At 75.4% G+C, this 14399-nt stretch carries 18 protein-coding genes; 3 read left to right on the top strand and 15 right to left on the bottom strand.

The window, feature by feature from the left end; genetic code table 11:
- Nucleotides 1-58: 58 nt before the first annotated feature.
- The gene (yczR, locus tag ACTMTB_RS12385) at nucleotides 59-1516 is read right to left on the bottom strand and encodes a MocR-like transcription factor YczR (protein ID WP_441145166.1); all 1458 of its coding nucleotides are present in this window, start codon (nucleotides 1514-1516) and stop codon (nucleotides 59-61) included.
- A gap of 58 nt (nucleotides 1517-1574) precedes the next feature.
- Here yczR and yczE point away from each other — a divergent pair, with 58 nt between their 5' ends.
- Both yczE and ACTMTB_RS12395 read left to right on the top strand, forming a co-directional pair.
- The gene (yczE, locus tag ACTMTB_RS12390; RefSeq protein WP_441145168.1) at nucleotides 1575-2228 is read left to right on the top strand and encodes a membrane protein YczE; all 654 of its coding nucleotides are present in this window, start codon (nucleotides 1575-1577) and stop codon (nucleotides 2226-2228) included.
- Nucleotides 2229-2285: 57 nt separating this feature from the next.
- The gene (locus ACTMTB_RS12395) at nucleotides 2286-2744 is read left to right on the top strand and encodes a hypothetical protein (protein ID WP_154943830.1); all 459 of its coding nucleotides are present in this window, start codon (nucleotides 2286-2288) and stop codon (nucleotides 2742-2744) included.
- Nucleotides 2745-2840: 96 nt separating this feature from the next.
- On the opposite strand, the gene hisF is transcribed toward ACTMTB_RS12395, so the two are convergent.
- The 12 genes from hisF to hisD form a co-directional block, all read right to left on the bottom strand.
- Nucleotides 2841-3608 carry an imidazole glycerol phosphate synthase subunit HisF gene (gene hisF, locus ACTMTB_RS12400; protein ID WP_441145170.1) on the bottom strand — a complete coding sequence of 256 codons (768 nt, stop codon included), beginning with the start codon at nucleotides 3606-3608 and terminating at the stop codon, nucleotides 2841-2843.
- A gap of 76 nt (nucleotides 3609-3684) precedes the next feature.
- Complete coding sequence (locus ACTMTB_RS12405; protein ID WP_441145172.1) at nucleotides 3685-4683, bottom strand: NADP-dependent oxidoreductase; 999 nt, start codon at nucleotides 4681-4683, stop codon at nucleotides 3685-3687.
- A 42-nt stretch (nucleotides 4684-4725) separates the two neighbouring features.
- Nucleotides 4726-5157 carry an organic hydroperoxide resistance protein gene (locus ACTMTB_RS12410; protein WP_280838173.1) on the bottom strand — a complete coding sequence of 144 codons (432 nt, stop codon included), beginning with the start codon at nucleotides 5155-5157 and terminating at the stop codon, nucleotides 4726-4728.
- Between the two features lie 2 nt (nucleotides 5158-5159).
- A complete protein-coding gene (locus ACTMTB_RS12415; protein ID WP_154943836.1) occupies nucleotides 5160-5603 on the bottom strand; it encodes a MarR family winged helix-turn-helix transcriptional regulator in 444 nt (147 codons plus the stop codon).
- Between the two features lie 91 nt (nucleotides 5604-5694).
- Nucleotides 5695-6084, bottom strand: a complete 390-nt coding sequence (locus tag ACTMTB_RS12420) for a RidA family protein (protein ID WP_441145174.1) — start codon at nucleotides 6082-6084, stop codon at nucleotides 5695-5697.
- Entirely contained in the window at nucleotides 6081-6806 is a 726-nt protein-coding gene (gene priA, locus ACTMTB_RS12425; RefSeq protein WP_238449452.1) for a bifunctional 1-(5-phosphoribosyl)-5-((5-phosphoribosylamino)methylideneamino)imidazole-4-carboxamide isomerase/phosphoribosylanthranilate isomerase PriA, read from the bottom strand. Before priA ends, ACTMTB_RS12420 begins: the two co-directional genes overlap by 4 nt.
- 16 nt (nucleotides 6807-6822) lie before the next feature.
- Entirely contained in the window at nucleotides 6823-7146 is a 324-nt protein-coding gene (locus ACTMTB_RS12430) for a hypothetical protein (protein ID WP_441145176.1), read from the bottom strand.
- Nucleotides 7147-7268: 122 nt separating this feature from the next.
- Nucleotides 7269-7895: an imidazole glycerol phosphate synthase subunit HisH gene (gene hisH, locus ACTMTB_RS12435; RefSeq protein WP_441145178.1), complete on the bottom strand. Its 627-nt coding sequence runs from the start codon at nucleotides 7893-7895 to the stop codon at nucleotides 7269-7271.
- Nucleotides 7895-8065: a hypothetical protein gene (locus tag ACTMTB_RS12440; RefSeq protein WP_170285505.1), complete on the bottom strand. Its 171-nt coding sequence runs from the start codon at nucleotides 8063-8065 to the stop codon at nucleotides 7895-7897. Before ACTMTB_RS12440 ends, hisH begins: the two co-directional genes overlap by 1 nt.
- Nucleotides 8066-8123: 58 nt before the next feature.
- Nucleotides 8124-8735: an imidazoleglycerol-phosphate dehydratase HisB gene (gene hisB / locus ACTMTB_RS12445; RefSeq protein WP_154943845.1), complete on the bottom strand. Its 612-nt coding sequence runs from the start codon at nucleotides 8733-8735 to the stop codon at nucleotides 8124-8126.
- A complete protein-coding gene (locus tag ACTMTB_RS12450) occupies nucleotides 8732-9805 on the bottom strand; it encodes a histidinol-phosphate transaminase (RefSeq protein WP_441145181.1) in 1074 nt (357 codons plus the stop codon). Before ACTMTB_RS12450 ends, hisB begins: the two co-directional genes overlap by 4 nt.
- Nucleotides 9802-11124, bottom strand: a complete 1323-nt coding sequence (hisD, locus tag ACTMTB_RS12455; protein WP_441145183.1) for a histidinol dehydrogenase — start codon at nucleotides 11122-11124, stop codon at nucleotides 9802-9804. Before hisD ends, ACTMTB_RS12450 begins: the two co-directional genes overlap by 4 nt.
- A 106-nt stretch (nucleotides 11125-11230) precedes the next feature.
- On the opposite strand from hisD, the gene ACTMTB_RS12460 reads away from it, so the two are divergent.
- Nucleotides 11231-11929: an LON peptidase substrate-binding domain-containing protein gene (locus tag ACTMTB_RS12460; RefSeq protein WP_441145185.1), complete on the top strand. Its 699-nt coding sequence runs from the start codon at nucleotides 11231-11233 to the stop codon at nucleotides 11927-11929.
- Here ACTMTB_RS12460 and ACTMTB_RS12465 read toward each other — a convergent pair.
- Together ACTMTB_RS12465 and ACTMTB_RS12470 are read right to left on the bottom strand one after the other, a co-directional pair.
- Nucleotides 11844-12746 (bottom strand): DUF2567 domain-containing protein, encoded by a 903-nt coding sequence (locus ACTMTB_RS12465; RefSeq protein ID WP_441145187.1) that lies wholly within the window; start codon nucleotides 12744-12746, stop codon nucleotides 11844-11846. The genes ACTMTB_RS12460 and ACTMTB_RS12465 overlap by 86 nt on opposite strands.
- 56 nt (nucleotides 12747-12802) lie before the next feature.
- Complete coding sequence (locus ACTMTB_RS12470) at nucleotides 12803-14332, bottom strand: AAA family ATPase (protein ID WP_441145189.1); 1530 nt, start codon at nucleotides 14330-14332, stop codon at nucleotides 12803-12805.
- Nucleotides 14333-14399: the final 67 nt, after the last annotated feature.

A 14399-nucleotide genomic window follows, 5' to 3' on the forward strand; every position in this document is an offset into this window, starting at 1 on the left:
CACAGTCTGGCAGCCGGGACCGTGGCGTGGCGGCCCCGGTGGGTCCGCCGCGCCGGGCTCAGGCGATGACCGTCGCCTCCCGCCACTGCGGGCGCCCGGCCCGGTCCAGGTCGTAGCGGACCGCGGCGAGCCGGCCCACCGCCTCGACCAGGTCGGCGGCGGGCAGGGTGAAGGGCAGCCGCAGGAAGCGTTCCAGCGTCCCGTCCAGGCCGAACCGGGGGCCGGGCGCCAGGCGTACGCCGACCTCCTCGGCGGCCCGGGCCAGCGCGCTGGAGATCGGCCCGTCCAGCTCGGCCCAGAGGGTGACACCGCCGTGCGGCGCGGTGACCCGCCAGTCGGGCAGGCGCTCCGCGAGCGCGTCGAGCAGGGCGTCGCGCTGCGCGGCGAGCTGGGCCCGGCGGGCGGCGACGATGGTCGGCGCGTCGGCGAGCAGGTGCACCGCGACCAGCTGGTCCAGCACCGGGCTGGCCATGTCGACGCCGACCCGGGCCGCGGCCAGCCGCTGCACCTGCGGCGCGGAGGCGCGTACCCAGCCGATCCGCAGCCCACCCCAGTACGGCTTGCTCATCCCGCCGATGCTGATCACCCGGCTGTGCCGGTCGAAGGTGGCCGCCGGCGGGGGCAGCTCGGTGCCGTCCAGCGGGAGATCCACGAACGACTCGTCGACGACCAGGTCGGTGCCGGCGGTGTGGGCGGCGGCGACCACCCGTTCGCGCAGCTCGGCCGACATCAGGTGACCGGTCGGGTTCTGGAAGTCGGGGATCAGGTAGGCCAGCTTGGGTCGGACCTGGCGGATGCTGCCCAGCAGCAGGTCGGCGTCCCAGCCGGCCCCGTCGACGGCCAGCCCGTGGGTGGTGATCCGGGCCCGCCGGGCGGCCAGGGCGGCCAGCGCGTTCGGATAGGTCGGGGACTCCACCAGCACGCTGCCGCCGGGTGCCAGCGCCAGCCGGAGCACCAGGTCCAGCGCGTGCTGAGTACCGCTGGTCACCATGATCTGCTCGGCGCTGGTGGGCAGCCCCCGCGCGGTGTACGACCGGGCGACCGCCTCCCGCAGCTCGATGATCCCGGTCGGGTGGTAGCCGGCGCCGCCGAGATAGCGGGGCAGGTCCTCGGCGGCGGCGCGGGCGGCCGGCACCAGCTGCGGCGGGGCGGCCAGCGCGGCGACGCCCAGGTCGATCATGTCGCGGTCGTCCAGCGGGGTCCACAGCCCGGTGCTGGCCACCCGGTGGGTGCCGGGCAGCATGGTCCAGCTGCCCGCCCCGCGCCGGCTGGCCAGGTGCCCGGTCTCGCGCAGCTGCCGGTACGCGGCGGTGACCGTGGTCCGGCTGATCCGCAGCGCCTCGGCCAGCTCCCGCTCGGCCGGCAGGCGTACCCCGAGGGGGAGCCGGCCGTCGGCGAGCAGGCCGCGGACCGCGGCGGCGAGCGCGGCGTAGTCCGGGCTGCGACGGCGGCCCGGCAGCGCGTGCCACTGCCCCAGCAGCCGAGCCAATTGGGCCCCCCGCACCTGGCTGGTCACGACCACCCCTCCCAAATTGGCTCTTCTCTCGCCACGATTGGCACCTAGGGTGGCATGCATGGCAGCGATTGGCAATCTGCGGCACCGGCCGGTCCGACGGCTCACCCAGCTCTACGTCGGGCTGGTCCTCTACGGCGTCAGCATGGCGCTGATGATCCGCTCCGGCCTCGGGCTGAACCCGTGGGACGTCTTCCACCAGGGCCTGTCCCGACAGACCGGCATCTCGGTCGGCACGGCGAGCATCCTGGTCGGCGCGGTGGTGCTGCTGCTCTGGATCCCGCTGCGGCAGCGGCCCGGGCTCGGCACGGTCAGCAACGTGGTGGTGATCGGCCTGGCCGTGGACGCCACCGTGGCGCTGCTCCCGGAGGACCTGCCGCTGCCGGCGCGGATCGGCCTGCTGATCACCGGCATCGTCGCCAACGGCGTCGCGACCGGCCTCTACCTCGGCGCCGACCTCGGCCCCGGCCCGCGCGACGGCCTGATGACCGGGCTGGTCGCCCGGCGTCCGGGCAGCTCGGTCCGGCTGGTCCGCACCGGCATCGAGGTGACCGTGCTGGCCCTGGGCTGGCTGCTCGGCGGCACGGCGGGCATCGGCACCGTCGCGTACGCCCTCGCCATCGGTCCGCTGGCCCAGTTGTTCACCCCGCTGTTCACCGTCCCGCCTCGGTCCACCCCCGACACCCCGGTGGCCACCCTCGCTGAGCTGCGCTGACGTCACGGCGGGAAAGTAGGTGTTTCCTCCGCCGACCCCGCCGGGCATCATTCGTGCATGGGGGAGAGCGGATGGCGCTGGAACGACGCCTGGATCTTCGTGTCACTGGTGATCGCGAGCGGCGCCGGACGGCACCGCCGCGCGGCGGACACCCGACGGCCGGAGGGCGTCCGGCTGACCGACGTCCTCTCCACCGCGGAGCACCTCAACCAGGCGATCCCGGAGCGGGAGGACGTCGAGGCGGCGGTCCGCCGGCTGGCCGGCGCCGGCCTGGTCAGCGTCTCCGACGGCTGGTTCCGGATCACCCCGGACGGCGAGCGGCTCTGGCGCACCCGGCCGAGCGCGGGCGTGGGGACCACGGTGGACACCGTGCAGGGGGTACTGGTCCGGCGGCACACCCCCGGTAGCGCCGAGTGGCACCTGCCCGAGGAGGACCACGCCGCCGCCGTCCAGGAGTACATCGTCCGGTCGATTCCGGCCCCGCGCCGCTCGCCGGAGGGGCGGACCGGTCGCTGAGCCGCGGCGGCGCGGCGGCGCGGAGGCGCCGGCGGTGGGGCCGGCGGCGCGGGCGGGCTGGCGCGGCGGGGTGACGGCGGGGCCGCGCCACGCGCCTCAGCGCACCGGGTGGCCGGCGGCCTTCAGCGCGTCCTTGACCTCGCCGACGGTCAGCTCGCCGAAGTGGAAGACGCTCGCCGCGAGCACCGCGTCGGCGCCCGCGCCGATGGCCGGCGGGAAGTGCGCCACCTCGCCGGCGCCGCCGCTGGCCACCACCGGCACGTCCACCACCGCGCGGACCGCCTGGATCAGCGCCAGGTCGAAGCCGGCCTTGGTGCCGTCGGCGTCCATCGAGTTGAGCAGGATCTCCCCCGCCCCCAGCTCGGCACCGCGCCGCGCCCACTCGACCGCGTCCAGGCCGGTGCCCCGGCGGCCGCCGTGGGTGGTCACCTCGAACCCGCTGGGCGTGGTGCCCGCCGGAGCCCGGCGCACGTCCAGCGAGAGCACCAGCACCTGCCGGCCGAACCGGTCGGCGATCTCGGCGATCAGCTCGGGGCGGGCGATCGCGGCGGTGTTCACCCCGACCTTGTCCGCGCCGGCCCGCAGCAGCGTGTCGACGTCGGCGACCCGCCGTACGCCACCGCCCACGGTCAGCGGAATGAAGACCGACTCCGCGGTGCGCCGGACCACGTCGAGCATGGTCCCCCGGTCGCTGGAGGAGGCGGTGACGTCGAGGAAGGTCAGCTCGTCCGCGCCGGCCCGGTCGTACGCCGCGGCCAGCTCCACCGGGTCGCCGGCGTCGCGCAGGTCGACGAAGTTGACCCCCTTGACCACCCGCCCGGCGTCCACGTCCAGACACGGAATCACCCGTACCGCCACCGTCATGTGGCGAGCCTATCCAACGGGCACGCGGCGGCGACCGACCTGTGAGGCCGGCCACCGCCGCGCGCCGGATCGGGACTCACACCCGGACGAGCATCTTGCCCAGGTTCTCGCCGCGCAGCAGGCCGAGGAACGCCTCGGGGGCGTTCTCGATGCCGTCGACGATCGTCTCGTCGTACGCGAGCTTGCCGTCGCGCAGCCAGCCGGAGACGTCCCGCACGAACTGCTCGCGCAGGTTGCCGTGGTCACTGACGAGGAAGCCGCGCAGGGTGAGCCGCTTGCCGATGACCATCGCCAGGTTGCGCGGGGCGGCCGGCGGCTCGGTGTCGTTGTACTGCGCGATCATGCCGCAGATGGCGGCCCGGCCGTGCAGGTTCATCGCCGAGATCGCCGCCTCCAGGTGGTCGCCGCCGACGTTGTCGAAGTAGACGTCGATGCCGTTGGGGGCGGCCGCCCTGAGCGAGTCGCGTACCGGGCCGTCGTGGTAGTCGAAGGCGGCGTCGAAGCCGAGCGCCTTGAGCCGCTCGACCTTGGCCGCCGAGCCGGCGCTGCCGACCACGTGCCCGGCGCCCTTGAGCTTGGCGATCTGGCCGACCAGGCTGCCGACCGAGCCGGCGGCGGCGGAGACGAAGACGCTCTCCCCCGGCTTCATGCCGGCCACGTCGAGCAGCCCGGCGTACGCGGTCAGACCAGTCATGCCGAGCACGCTCAGGTACGCGCTCACCGGCGCGATCGTCGGGTCGACCGGGCGGGCGGCCTTGGCGTCGAGCAGCGCGTACTCCCGCCAGCCGAGGCCGTGCAGCACGGTGTCGCCGACCTTGACGCCGTCGGCCTCGCTGGCCACGACCTCGCCGACCGCGCCGCCGTCGAGCGGCGCCCCGAGCTGGAACGGCGGGACGTACGACTTCACGTCGTTCATCCGCCCCCGCATGTACGGGTCGACGGACATGAACTGGTTGCGGACCACGATCTGGCCCGGGCCGGACGTCGGCACCTCGGTCTCGACGAGGCGGAAGTTGTCGGCGGTCGGCCAGCCCTGGGGGCGGGAGGCCAGGTGGATCTCGCGGTTGGTGCTCACGGTGTCGTCCTTTCGTACGCGGGGGGAAGGGCCGGGCGGCGCTCAGGCCGCGGCGGCCTCGCGGACGGTGAGGGCGACCTCGATGTTGCCGCGGGTCGCGTTCGAGTACGGGCAGACCTGGTGGGCCTGCGCGACCAGCTGCTCGGCGGCGGCGCGCTCGACGGCGGGCAGGTCGACCAGGAGGGCGACGGTCAGCCCGAAGCCGCCGCTGCCGTTCGGGCCGATGCCGACCTCGGCCTCGACCACCGAGCCGGAGACGTCGGCCTTGGCCCGGCGGGCGACCAGGCGCAGCGCCGAGTGGAAGCAGGCCGCGTAGCCTGCGGCGAAGAGCTGCTCGGGGTTGGCCGCGCCACCGGCGCCGCCCATCTCCTTCGGGATCGCCAGGTCCAGCTCGACGGTGCCGTCGGAGGTGCGGACGTGGCCGTCGCGGCCGTCGCCGCTGGCGAGGGCGGACGCGGTGTAGAGCACCTGCATGGTCACTGCTCCTTCTGTCGGTGGATCGTCTCGGTGACCCGGGTGAGGGTGTCGCGCAGGGCGATCAGCTCGGCCTCGGTGAGGCCGGTGGCGCGGGCGACCTGCAGCGGCACCTCGTCCATCCGCTGCCGCAGGGCCCGACCGTCGGCGGTGAGCCCCACCTCCACCCGTCGCTCGTCGCGCGCCGACCGGGACCGGACCACCAGGCCCGCCGCCTCCAACCGCTTGAGCAGCGGGGAGAGCGTGCCGGAGTCCAGCCGCAGCGCGGCGCCGAGCTCGGAGACCGTGGGGGCGTCCTCGCGCTCCCAGAGCACCAGCAGCACCAGGTACTGCGGGTAGGTCAGGCCGACCTCGTCGAGGATGGGCCGGTAGACGTCGGTGAGGGCGCGCGACGCGGCGTAGAGCGCGAAGCACACCTGTCGACGTAGCACCAGATCATCGGTCACGGGGAAACCGTAGCCCACGATTGAATTGTGCACAACCGATCTGGCCGGGATGTGGCCCCGCCCACCCGGTCGCCGGGCGGGGCGGCCGGGCTCAGCGCTCGCCGAGCCAGGCCTCCAGCTCCACCTCGACCAGCTGGTCGGGGTCGAGCAGGCCGGCCACCACCACCATCGTCGCCGCCGGACGGACGGCCCCGAACACCGCGTTGTGCGCCCGACCCACCTCGTCGGCGTAGCTCCGGTCGGTCACGTACAGCCGGGTCCGGACCACGTCGCCCGGCTCGGCGCCCACCTCGGCGAGCGCGTCCAGCCCGATCCGCAGCGCCTGCGCGGTCTGCGCCGCGGCGTCGCCGACGTGCGTCACCCGACCGTCCACGGTCGACGTGCATCCCGCCGTCCACGCCAGGTCGCCCGCCCGGACCACCCGGGCGTAGCCGTAGACGGCCTCCCACGGGCCGCCCGAGCCCAACCGGGTGACGGTCACGCGGCGGCCAGCGTTTCCAGCGCCTGGGCCACGGTGAACGCGCCGGCGTAGAGCGCCTTGCCGGCGATCACGCCCTCCACCCCGATCGGCTCCAGGGTGGCCAGCGCCCGCAGGTCGTCCAGGGTGGACACGCCGCCAGAGGCGATCACCGGGGCGTCGGTGCGCGCGCAGACCTCACGCAGCAGGTCCAGGTTCGGCCCGCGCATGGTGCCGTCCTTGGTGATGTCGGTCACCACGTACCGGGCGGCGCCCGCCTTGTCCAGCCGCTCCAGCACCTCCCACAGGTCACCGCCGTCGCGGGTCCAGCCCCGGGCGGAGAGGGTACGACCCCGCACGTCCAGCCCGATCGCGACGCGGTCGCCGTACTCGCCGCAGACCCGGTCGCACCACTGCGGGTCCTCCAGCGCGGCGGTGCCGATGTTCACCCGGGCCGCCCCGGTGCCCAGCGCCGCCTGCAACGACTCGTCGTCCCGGATGCCGCCGGAGAGCTCCACCTTCACGTCGAGCTGCCGCACCACCTCGGCGAGCAGGTGCGCGTTGGAGCCCCGACCGAACGCCGCGTCCAGGTCGACCAGGTGGATCCACTCGGCGCCGTCGGCCTGCCAGGCCAGCGCGGCCTCCAGCGGATCGCCGTACGCGGTCTCGCTGCCGGCGGCGCCCTGCACGAGCCGGACGGCCTGGCCGTCGGCGACGTCCACGGCGGGCAACAGGGTGAGGCTCAACTTCTCTCTCCTCGCATCAGATCCGACGGTCCAGCGCGATCACGACGATCGCCGGCAGGACCAGCAGCAGCAGGACGACCAGCACCAGGCGCAACGCCAGATCGTCGACGAACGTCCAGATCCCGAACAGCGCGGCCAGGCTCAGGCCGACGATCGCGGCCCGCTCCCCCCGGCTGCGGCGGCCCACCCGGCCGGTGCGACCCCGCCGCCACTGCGGCGCCAGCCGGCGTACCAGCGTGCGGGTGCGCTGCCGGCGGGCCAGCCGGCGCTGGCGCACGACGCGTTCCCGGGCGGCCTCGGCCTCCCGGACGGCGCGGCGGCGGGCCCGCTCCTTGCTCACTGGTTCACCTCAGTTCGCGACTGCGGGGCTCGCAAACCCGGCTCACTCCTCGCGCTCACGCCGTGCCCCGCGGTGCCCCGGCGGCCGGCGTGCCCCGCGCCGGGCCGGCCGGCTCAGCCAACTCAGCCAACCGTGGCCAGCCAGTTGCGCAGGAGGGCGGCCCCGGTGTCGGCCGACTTCTCCGGGTGGAACTGGGCGGCCGACAGCGCGCCCCGCTCCACCGCGGCGACGAAGTCGGTGCCGTGGTGGGCGGTGGTGACCAGAGCCCCGGCGGCGGCCAGCCCGGCGACGTCGTTCACCCCGTACGAGTGGACGAAGTAGAACCGGCTGTCGGCGGGCAGCCCGCCGAAGAGCACCGAGCCGGCCGGCGCGTCGACCGTGTTCCAGCCCATGTGCGGCAGCCGGTCGGCGGGCAGTTTCGTCACCCCGCCGGGCAGCAGCCCGAGCCCCTTGGTGACCACGCCGTGCTCGTCGCCGTGCTCGAAGAGCACCTGCATGCCGACGCAGATGCCCAGCACCGGCCGGCCGGCGGCGACCCGCTCGGCGATCACCGGGCCGGCGCCGAGCGCCTCGATCCCCGCCATGCAGGCGGCGTAGGCGCCCACGCCCGGCACCACTAGGCCGTCGGCCTCGGCGGCGGCGGCCAGGTCGTCGGTGACGGTCACCTCGGCGCCGGCGCGCTCCAGGGCGCGCTCGGCCGAGCGCAGGTTGCCCGAGCCGTAGTCCAGCACCACGATCCTGGTGGTCATCAGCCCTCCCCGGGGAGCAGCCAGAGCACCCCGCCGACGGTGGCGAGCGTGGCCAGCAGCGCCATGATGACCACCGCGCCGCGCGGCGCGCCCTGCTTGTGCAACGACCACGTCCCGCCGACCAGCACACCGGCCAGGATCAGCAGCAGCGTCGGCAGCACCGGCCCCATCAGAGCTCTCCTTCAGTCGCGACTGCGGGGCTCCGCTGCGCTGCACTCCTCGCGCTCATCAGAGCGCACCCTTCGTGCTGGGCACCACGCCGGCCGAGCGCGGGTCGATCGCGGTGGCCTCGCGCAGCGCCCGGGAGACCGCCTTGAACTGCGCCTCCACCACGTGGTGGGCGTCCGGGTGGCCGCCGGGGCGGGCCGCCCGCAGCACGTCCACGTGCAGGGTGATCCGGGCCGACTGGCCGAAGGACTCCCAGATGTGCCGGGTCATGCTGGTGGGGTAGACCGGGCCGATGTACGGCGCGAGCGCCGGCTCGTCGTGCAGCACGTACGGGCGGCCGGAGAGGTCGACGGCGGCGCGGACGAGGACCTCGTCCATCGGCACGGTGGCCGAGCCGTACCGCCGGATGCCGGCCTTGTCCCCCAGCGCCTGGTCGAAGGCGGCGCCCAGGGCCAGCGCGGTGTCCTCCATCGTGTGGTGGGCGTCGATCTCCAGGTCGCCGACGGTGCGCACGGTGAGGTCGAAGCCGCCGTGCCGGGCGATCTGGTGCAGCATGTGGTCGTAGAAACCGACGCCGGTGCTGATCTCGGCCTGGCCGGTGCCGTCGAGGTCGATCTCGACCAGCACCTTGGTCTCCTTGGTGATCCGCTCCACCCGGGCGGTGCGACTCATGTCAGCTTCTCCATTGCGGTGAGGAAGGCGTCGGTCTCGGCCGGGGTGCCGGCGGTGACCCGCAGCCAGCCGGGCAGGCCGACGTCGCGGACCAGCACGCCGGCGTCGAGCAGGGTGCGCCAGGCGACGGCCTGGTCGCCGACCACCTCGAAGAGCACGAAGTTGGCGTCGCTGTCGGCGACCCGGTGGCCGCGGGCGCGCAGCTCGGCGACGATCCGGTCGCGCTGGGCCTTGATCGCGTCGACGGTGCCGAGCAGGGCGTCGCGGTGGGCCAGCGCCGCCCGGGCGGCGGCCTGGGTGAGCGCCGAGAGGTGGTACGGCAGCCGGACCAGCTGCACGGCGGCCACCACCGCCGGGTCGGCGGCCAGGTAGCCCAGCCGGCCGCCGGCGAAGCCGAACGCCTTGCTCATCGTCCGGGTGACCACCAGCCGCGGGTGGCCGGGCAGCACGGCCAGCGCGCTCACCGTGCCGGGGCGGGCGAACTCGGCGTACGCCTCGTCGACCACCACCATGCCGGGGGCGGCGTCGAGCACCGCGGCGACCACCGCCGGGTCCAGCGCGGTGCCGGTGGGGTTGTTCGGCGAGCAGAGGAAGACCACGTCCGGCCGGTGCTCGCGCACCTGGGCCACCGCGTCGTCGACGGTCAGCCCGAAGTCGGCGCCCCGGACCCCCGGCACCCAGCCGGTGCCGGTGCCCAGCGCCAGCAGCGGGTGCATCGAGTACGCCGGGGTGAAGCCGAGCGCGGTGCGCCCCGGGCCGCCGAACGCCTGGAGCAGCTGCTGCTGGATCTCGTTGGAGCCGTTGGCCGCCCAGACCTGCTCGACGGCGAGCCCGTGGCCGAGGTACGCCGCCAGGTCGGCCCGGAGCGCCACCGCGTCCCGGTCCGGGTACCGGTTCAGGTCGCGCAGCTCCGCGGCGAGGGCCTTGCCGATCGCCTCGACCACCGGCTCGGGCACCGGGTACGAGTTCTCGTTGGTGTTCAGCCGGACCGCCACGTCGAGCTGCGGCGCCCCGTACGGCCGCAGGCCCCGCAGGTCGTCGCGGAGCGGCAGGTCGTCCAGGGTGGTCACGCCGGCCCCCCGGGGAAGCGGGCCGCGACGGCCTGGCCGTGCGCCGGCAGGTCCTCCACGTTGGCCAGGGTCACCACGTGCGGGGCCACCTCGCGCAGCGCGTCCTCGGTGTACTCCACCAGGTGGATGCCGCGCAGGAAGGACTGCACCGACAGCCCCGAGGAGTGCCGGGCGCAGCCGCCGGTGGGCAGCACGTGGTTGGAGCCGGCGCAGTAGTCGCCGAGCGACACCGGCGACCAGGCGCCGACGAAGATCGCCCCGGCGTTGCGCACCCGCATCGCCCACGCGCGGGCGTCCACGGTCTGGATCTCCAGGTGCTCGGCCGCGTACGCGTCGACCACCCGCAGCCCGGCGTCGAGGTCGTCCACGAGGACCACGCCGCTCTGCTCGCCACTGAGCGCGGTGCTGACCCGCTCGGCGTGCTTGGTGGCCGGCACCTGCCGGGCCAGCTCCCGCTCGACCGCCTCGGCCAGTTCGACCGACGGGGTGACCAGCACGCTGGCGGCGAGGGGGTCGTGCTCGGCCTGGCTGATCAGGTCGGCGGCGACGTGCGCCGGGTCGGCGGTGTCGTCGGCCAGGATGGCGATCTCGGTCGGGCCGGCCTCGGCGTCGATGCCGACCACGCCGCGCAGCAACCGCTTGGCGGCGGTGACCCAGATGTTGCCCGGACCGGTGATCATGTCGACCGGGTCGCAGTGCGCGCTGCCCTCGGCGTCGACCGCCGCGCCGTATGCCAGCATCGCCACCGCCTGGGCGCCGCCGACGGCGTACACCTCGTCGACGCCGAGCAGCGCGCAGGCCGCCAGCACCCGCGCGTCGGGCAGGCCGCCGTTGTCCTGCTGCGGCGGGCTGACCACCACCAGCGAGCGCACCCCGGCCGCCTGGGCGGGGACCACGTTCATCACCACGGTCGACGGGTACATCGCCAGGCCACCGGGGACGTAGAGGCCCACCCGGTCGACCGGCACCCAGCGCTCGGTCACCGTGCCGCCGGGGACGACCTGGGTGGTGTGGTCGGTGCGCCGCTGGTCGGCGTGCACCCGGCGGGCGCGCGCGATCGACTCCAGCAGCGCGGCGCGCACCTGCGGGTCGAGCGTCCCCTCGGCCTCGGCGATCGCCTCGGCCGGCACCCGCAGCACCGCCGGGGAGACGCCGTCGAACCGCTCGCTGGCCTCCCGGATCGCCGGATACCCATGCTCCCGGACCGCCTCGACGAGCGGGCGGATCCGCTCGACGGCCACGGAGACGTCGAGCTGGGCACGGGGCAGCAGGCGGCGCGGGTCACGGACACCGCCGCGCAGGTCGATCCGATTCAACACCCTTGCGAGTCTAGGCCGCTTCGTCAGGATCTTTCCGCGCCGCCCGTACCGCGGGAGGCGTGAGCCGGGCCACGCCGCGGGCGTCCGGTCCGACTAGGCTCGACGCGTGACTGCGCGGCTGCCGGTGTTCCCGCTCGCAACGGTGCTCTTTCCCGGACTCGTGCTGCCGCTGCACATATTCGAGGAGCGCTACCGCGCGCTGGTGCGCCACCTGGTCGGGCTGCCCGAGGGGGCGCCCCGCGAGTTCGGCGTGGTGGCGATCCAGGCCGGCTGGGAGGTCGCCCCGGCACCCGGCCGGTCGACCCCCGGCGGCGGTGACGTGACGCTGCACGAGGTGGGGTGCACCGCCGAGCTGCGGCAGGTCACCGAGCTCGACGACGGCGGCTTCGACATCGTCACGGTGGGCCGGCGGCGGTTCCGGATCGCCGACGTGGACCGCTCCTCGGCGCCGTACCTGACCGCGCAGGTCGAGTGGCTGCCCGAGCCGGGCGGCACCGACGAGATCGCCGAGCTGCTCGCGGCCCGGGTGATCGCGGTCTTCCGCCAGTACCTGGGGCTGATCCGGCCCGATCCGGAGGAGATCTCCGAGCAGCTGCCGGAGGACCCGACAGTGCTGTCCCACCTGGTCGCCGCGACGGCCGCGCTCACCGTGGCGGACCGCCAGCGACTGCTCGCCATCGACGACACCGCCACCCGGCTCCGCGCCGAGCTGCGGCTGCTCAACCGCGAGGCGGCTCTGCTGCGTCAGGTGCGGGCGGTTCCGGTGCCGCTGTCGGAGCTGGCGTCGCCCCCGGCCCCCAACTGAGGCCGCCGGGCTCCGGCTCCGGCCGCAGCGACGGCCAGCGCGACCAGCCGGCCAGCAGGGTGTACGTCACGGCCGCGGCGAACGCCGGCAGCAGCACGTCCCCGAAGGGCACCGGCAGGAACCCGAACAGCCACTCGATCCCGCCGGCGCGCAGGTCGGCCGGCTTGCTGAAGGCGGTGCCGTCCGGGGCGTTCTCCAGCAGCCGCCGGTAGCCGGAGAGCCCGACCCGGCGGCCGACCTGCCAGGCGACCAGCGCGGCGCCGAGCGCGCCGAACGCCGCCCCGGCCAGCACGGCGGGGCCCCGGCGGCGGCGCAGCACGACCCAGAGCCCGACCGCGGCGAGCAGCCCGAAGCCGAGCCCGAGCAGGCTGAACCAGCCGTCGGCGGCGATCGGCTGCTCCGGCTGCGGCTGGGCGTAGATGGCGCCCTCGGCGGTCTTGAGCACCGGGGTGTCCGGGGCCACGGCGGCCCAGAGCAGCCCGAGCGGCACGCCCAGGACGGTCAGTGCGAGCACGGTGGCGAGGGTCGCCGCGACGGAGCGGCGGGGCCGGTCGGCCGGCTGCTCCGGGAGGCCGGCGTACGCCGGGGGCCAGGCCGCGGCCGGTCCGCCCGGTTGCGGCCAGGGGCCACCCGGCGTGGCCAGCTCGACCGGGCCCGGCTCGCCGGGCCGCGATCCGGCGTCGGGCGCGCCGGAGAGCGGCGTCCAGCCGTCGTTCACCGTGCGGGCCGGCGGGGCGGGGCCGGCGGGCGCGGCGGCACGGTCCGGCTCGTCGGGACGGTCGACGGACCGGTGCGGATCGGGGGTGTCCGGGCTCACCCGGTGATCCTCTCAGGCGGGGCGGCGACGGGGGGCGCCGGTGGCCGGACACTCCCTCAGCGGGCGAACGGCTCCAGCATCACCGCGGCGGCGCGCAGCCACGCCTGCCGGGTCTCCGGCTGGAGCTGGGGGTACTCGATCGAGGAGCCGGTCTCCAGCGCCGGGTCGTACGGCACCACGGCGACGGCCCGGGTACGGGTGGCGAAGTGCCGTTCCAGGTCGTCCTGGAGCTGGGAGCGGCCGGGCGTCGGGCAGGAGATCAGGGTGACCGCGTTGTCGGCCAGCTCCCCCATCCCCTCCTCGTGCAGCAGGTCCAGCATCCAGTCCGCGCTGAACGCGGCGTCCTCGCGCGGCACGGTGGTCACCACCAGCTGGTCGGCGGCGTGCATGACGGTGCGCCAGTTGGCGCTCTCCACGTTGTTGCCGGTGTCCACGCAGACCACGTCGTGGGTGCGGCGCAGCAGCTCCAGCACCCGCTTGACGGTGAACTGGTCCAGCCGCTGGGCGAACCGGGGGCTCTCCTCGCCGGCCAGCACGTCGTACGAGCCGTCGGAGGCGTGCCGCAGGTAGTCGTCGAGGGACTCCAGCAGTTCGGCGCCCTCCCGGATCTCGATGTGCGCCAGGTCGCTGATCAGGTGCCGGATCGTCCGGGCGTGCCGGGCGCTGCCGGCGCGCAGCCCGAGGGTGCCGCGCAGCTCGTTGTCGTCCCAGGCCAGCACGCCCCGACCGCGGACGCTGCCGACGGTGGCGGCGGCGAGCACGGTGGCGGTGGTCTTGTGCACCCCGCCCTTGGGGTTGGCGAAGGCGAGCACCCGGGGCGTGCCGAGGTCGCGGCGCAGCACGCCGGCGGCCCGCTCCTGCTCGTCCTGCGGGGCCTGCGGGCGCCACTCGATCCGGGCCGGTTCGATCCGCGCCGGCGAATAGCCCCGGTCGGCGGTCACCGCGGGCGGGTACGCCGGCTCGGCGGGCACGGCCGGCTCCGGCGGATAGGTCGGCTCGGGCCGGTACGACGGCTGCGGCGGGTACGCCGGCTCGGCCGGGGCGTAACCGGGTCGGAAGCCGTCGTCGAGCAGCGGGGCGTACCGCGACTCGACCGGCGGCGGCTCGTGCCGGTAGCCGTTGTCCAGCAACGCGTAGCGGGACTCCGCCGGCGACTCGGGCGGGTAACCGGGCTCGGCCCGGTAGGCCGGCTCCGGCGGGTACCCCGGCTCACTCCGGTACGACGGCTCCGGCTGGTACGACGGCTCGGGCTGGTACGACGGCTCGGGCTGGTACGACGGCTCCACCCGGTACGCCGGGTCGATCCGGTAGGTCGCCTCGGCCCGGTAGCCGGGGTCGGTGCCGTACCGGGGCTCGACGGGCGGCACGGCGGCCGAGGCCCGCCCGGACCAGCCGGTGCCCGACCCGCGCCGGGGCAACGCCTCGCGCGCCGGTGGGGGCTCCTCGGGACGGCGGTCGGCCTCCGCCGGCTCGCCGGCGCGACCGCCCCGGGCGCGGTCGAGCAAGGCCCGCCATCGCGGTGCCGGTTCGGCCGACCGGCCCCAGCCGGTCTCGCTGCCGTCCAAGGCTCGCCCTCCCCGCGCCATCGATCTCCGCCTGACAGGCTACGAACGAAACCCTATTCGGACCACACCTGTTGCCGCACATCCCCCA

This window comes from Micromonospora sp. L32 (genome assembly GCF_052068055.1).
GTDB lineage: Bacteria > Actinomycetota > Actinomycetes > Mycobacteriales > Micromonosporaceae > Micromonospora > Micromonospora purpureochromogenes.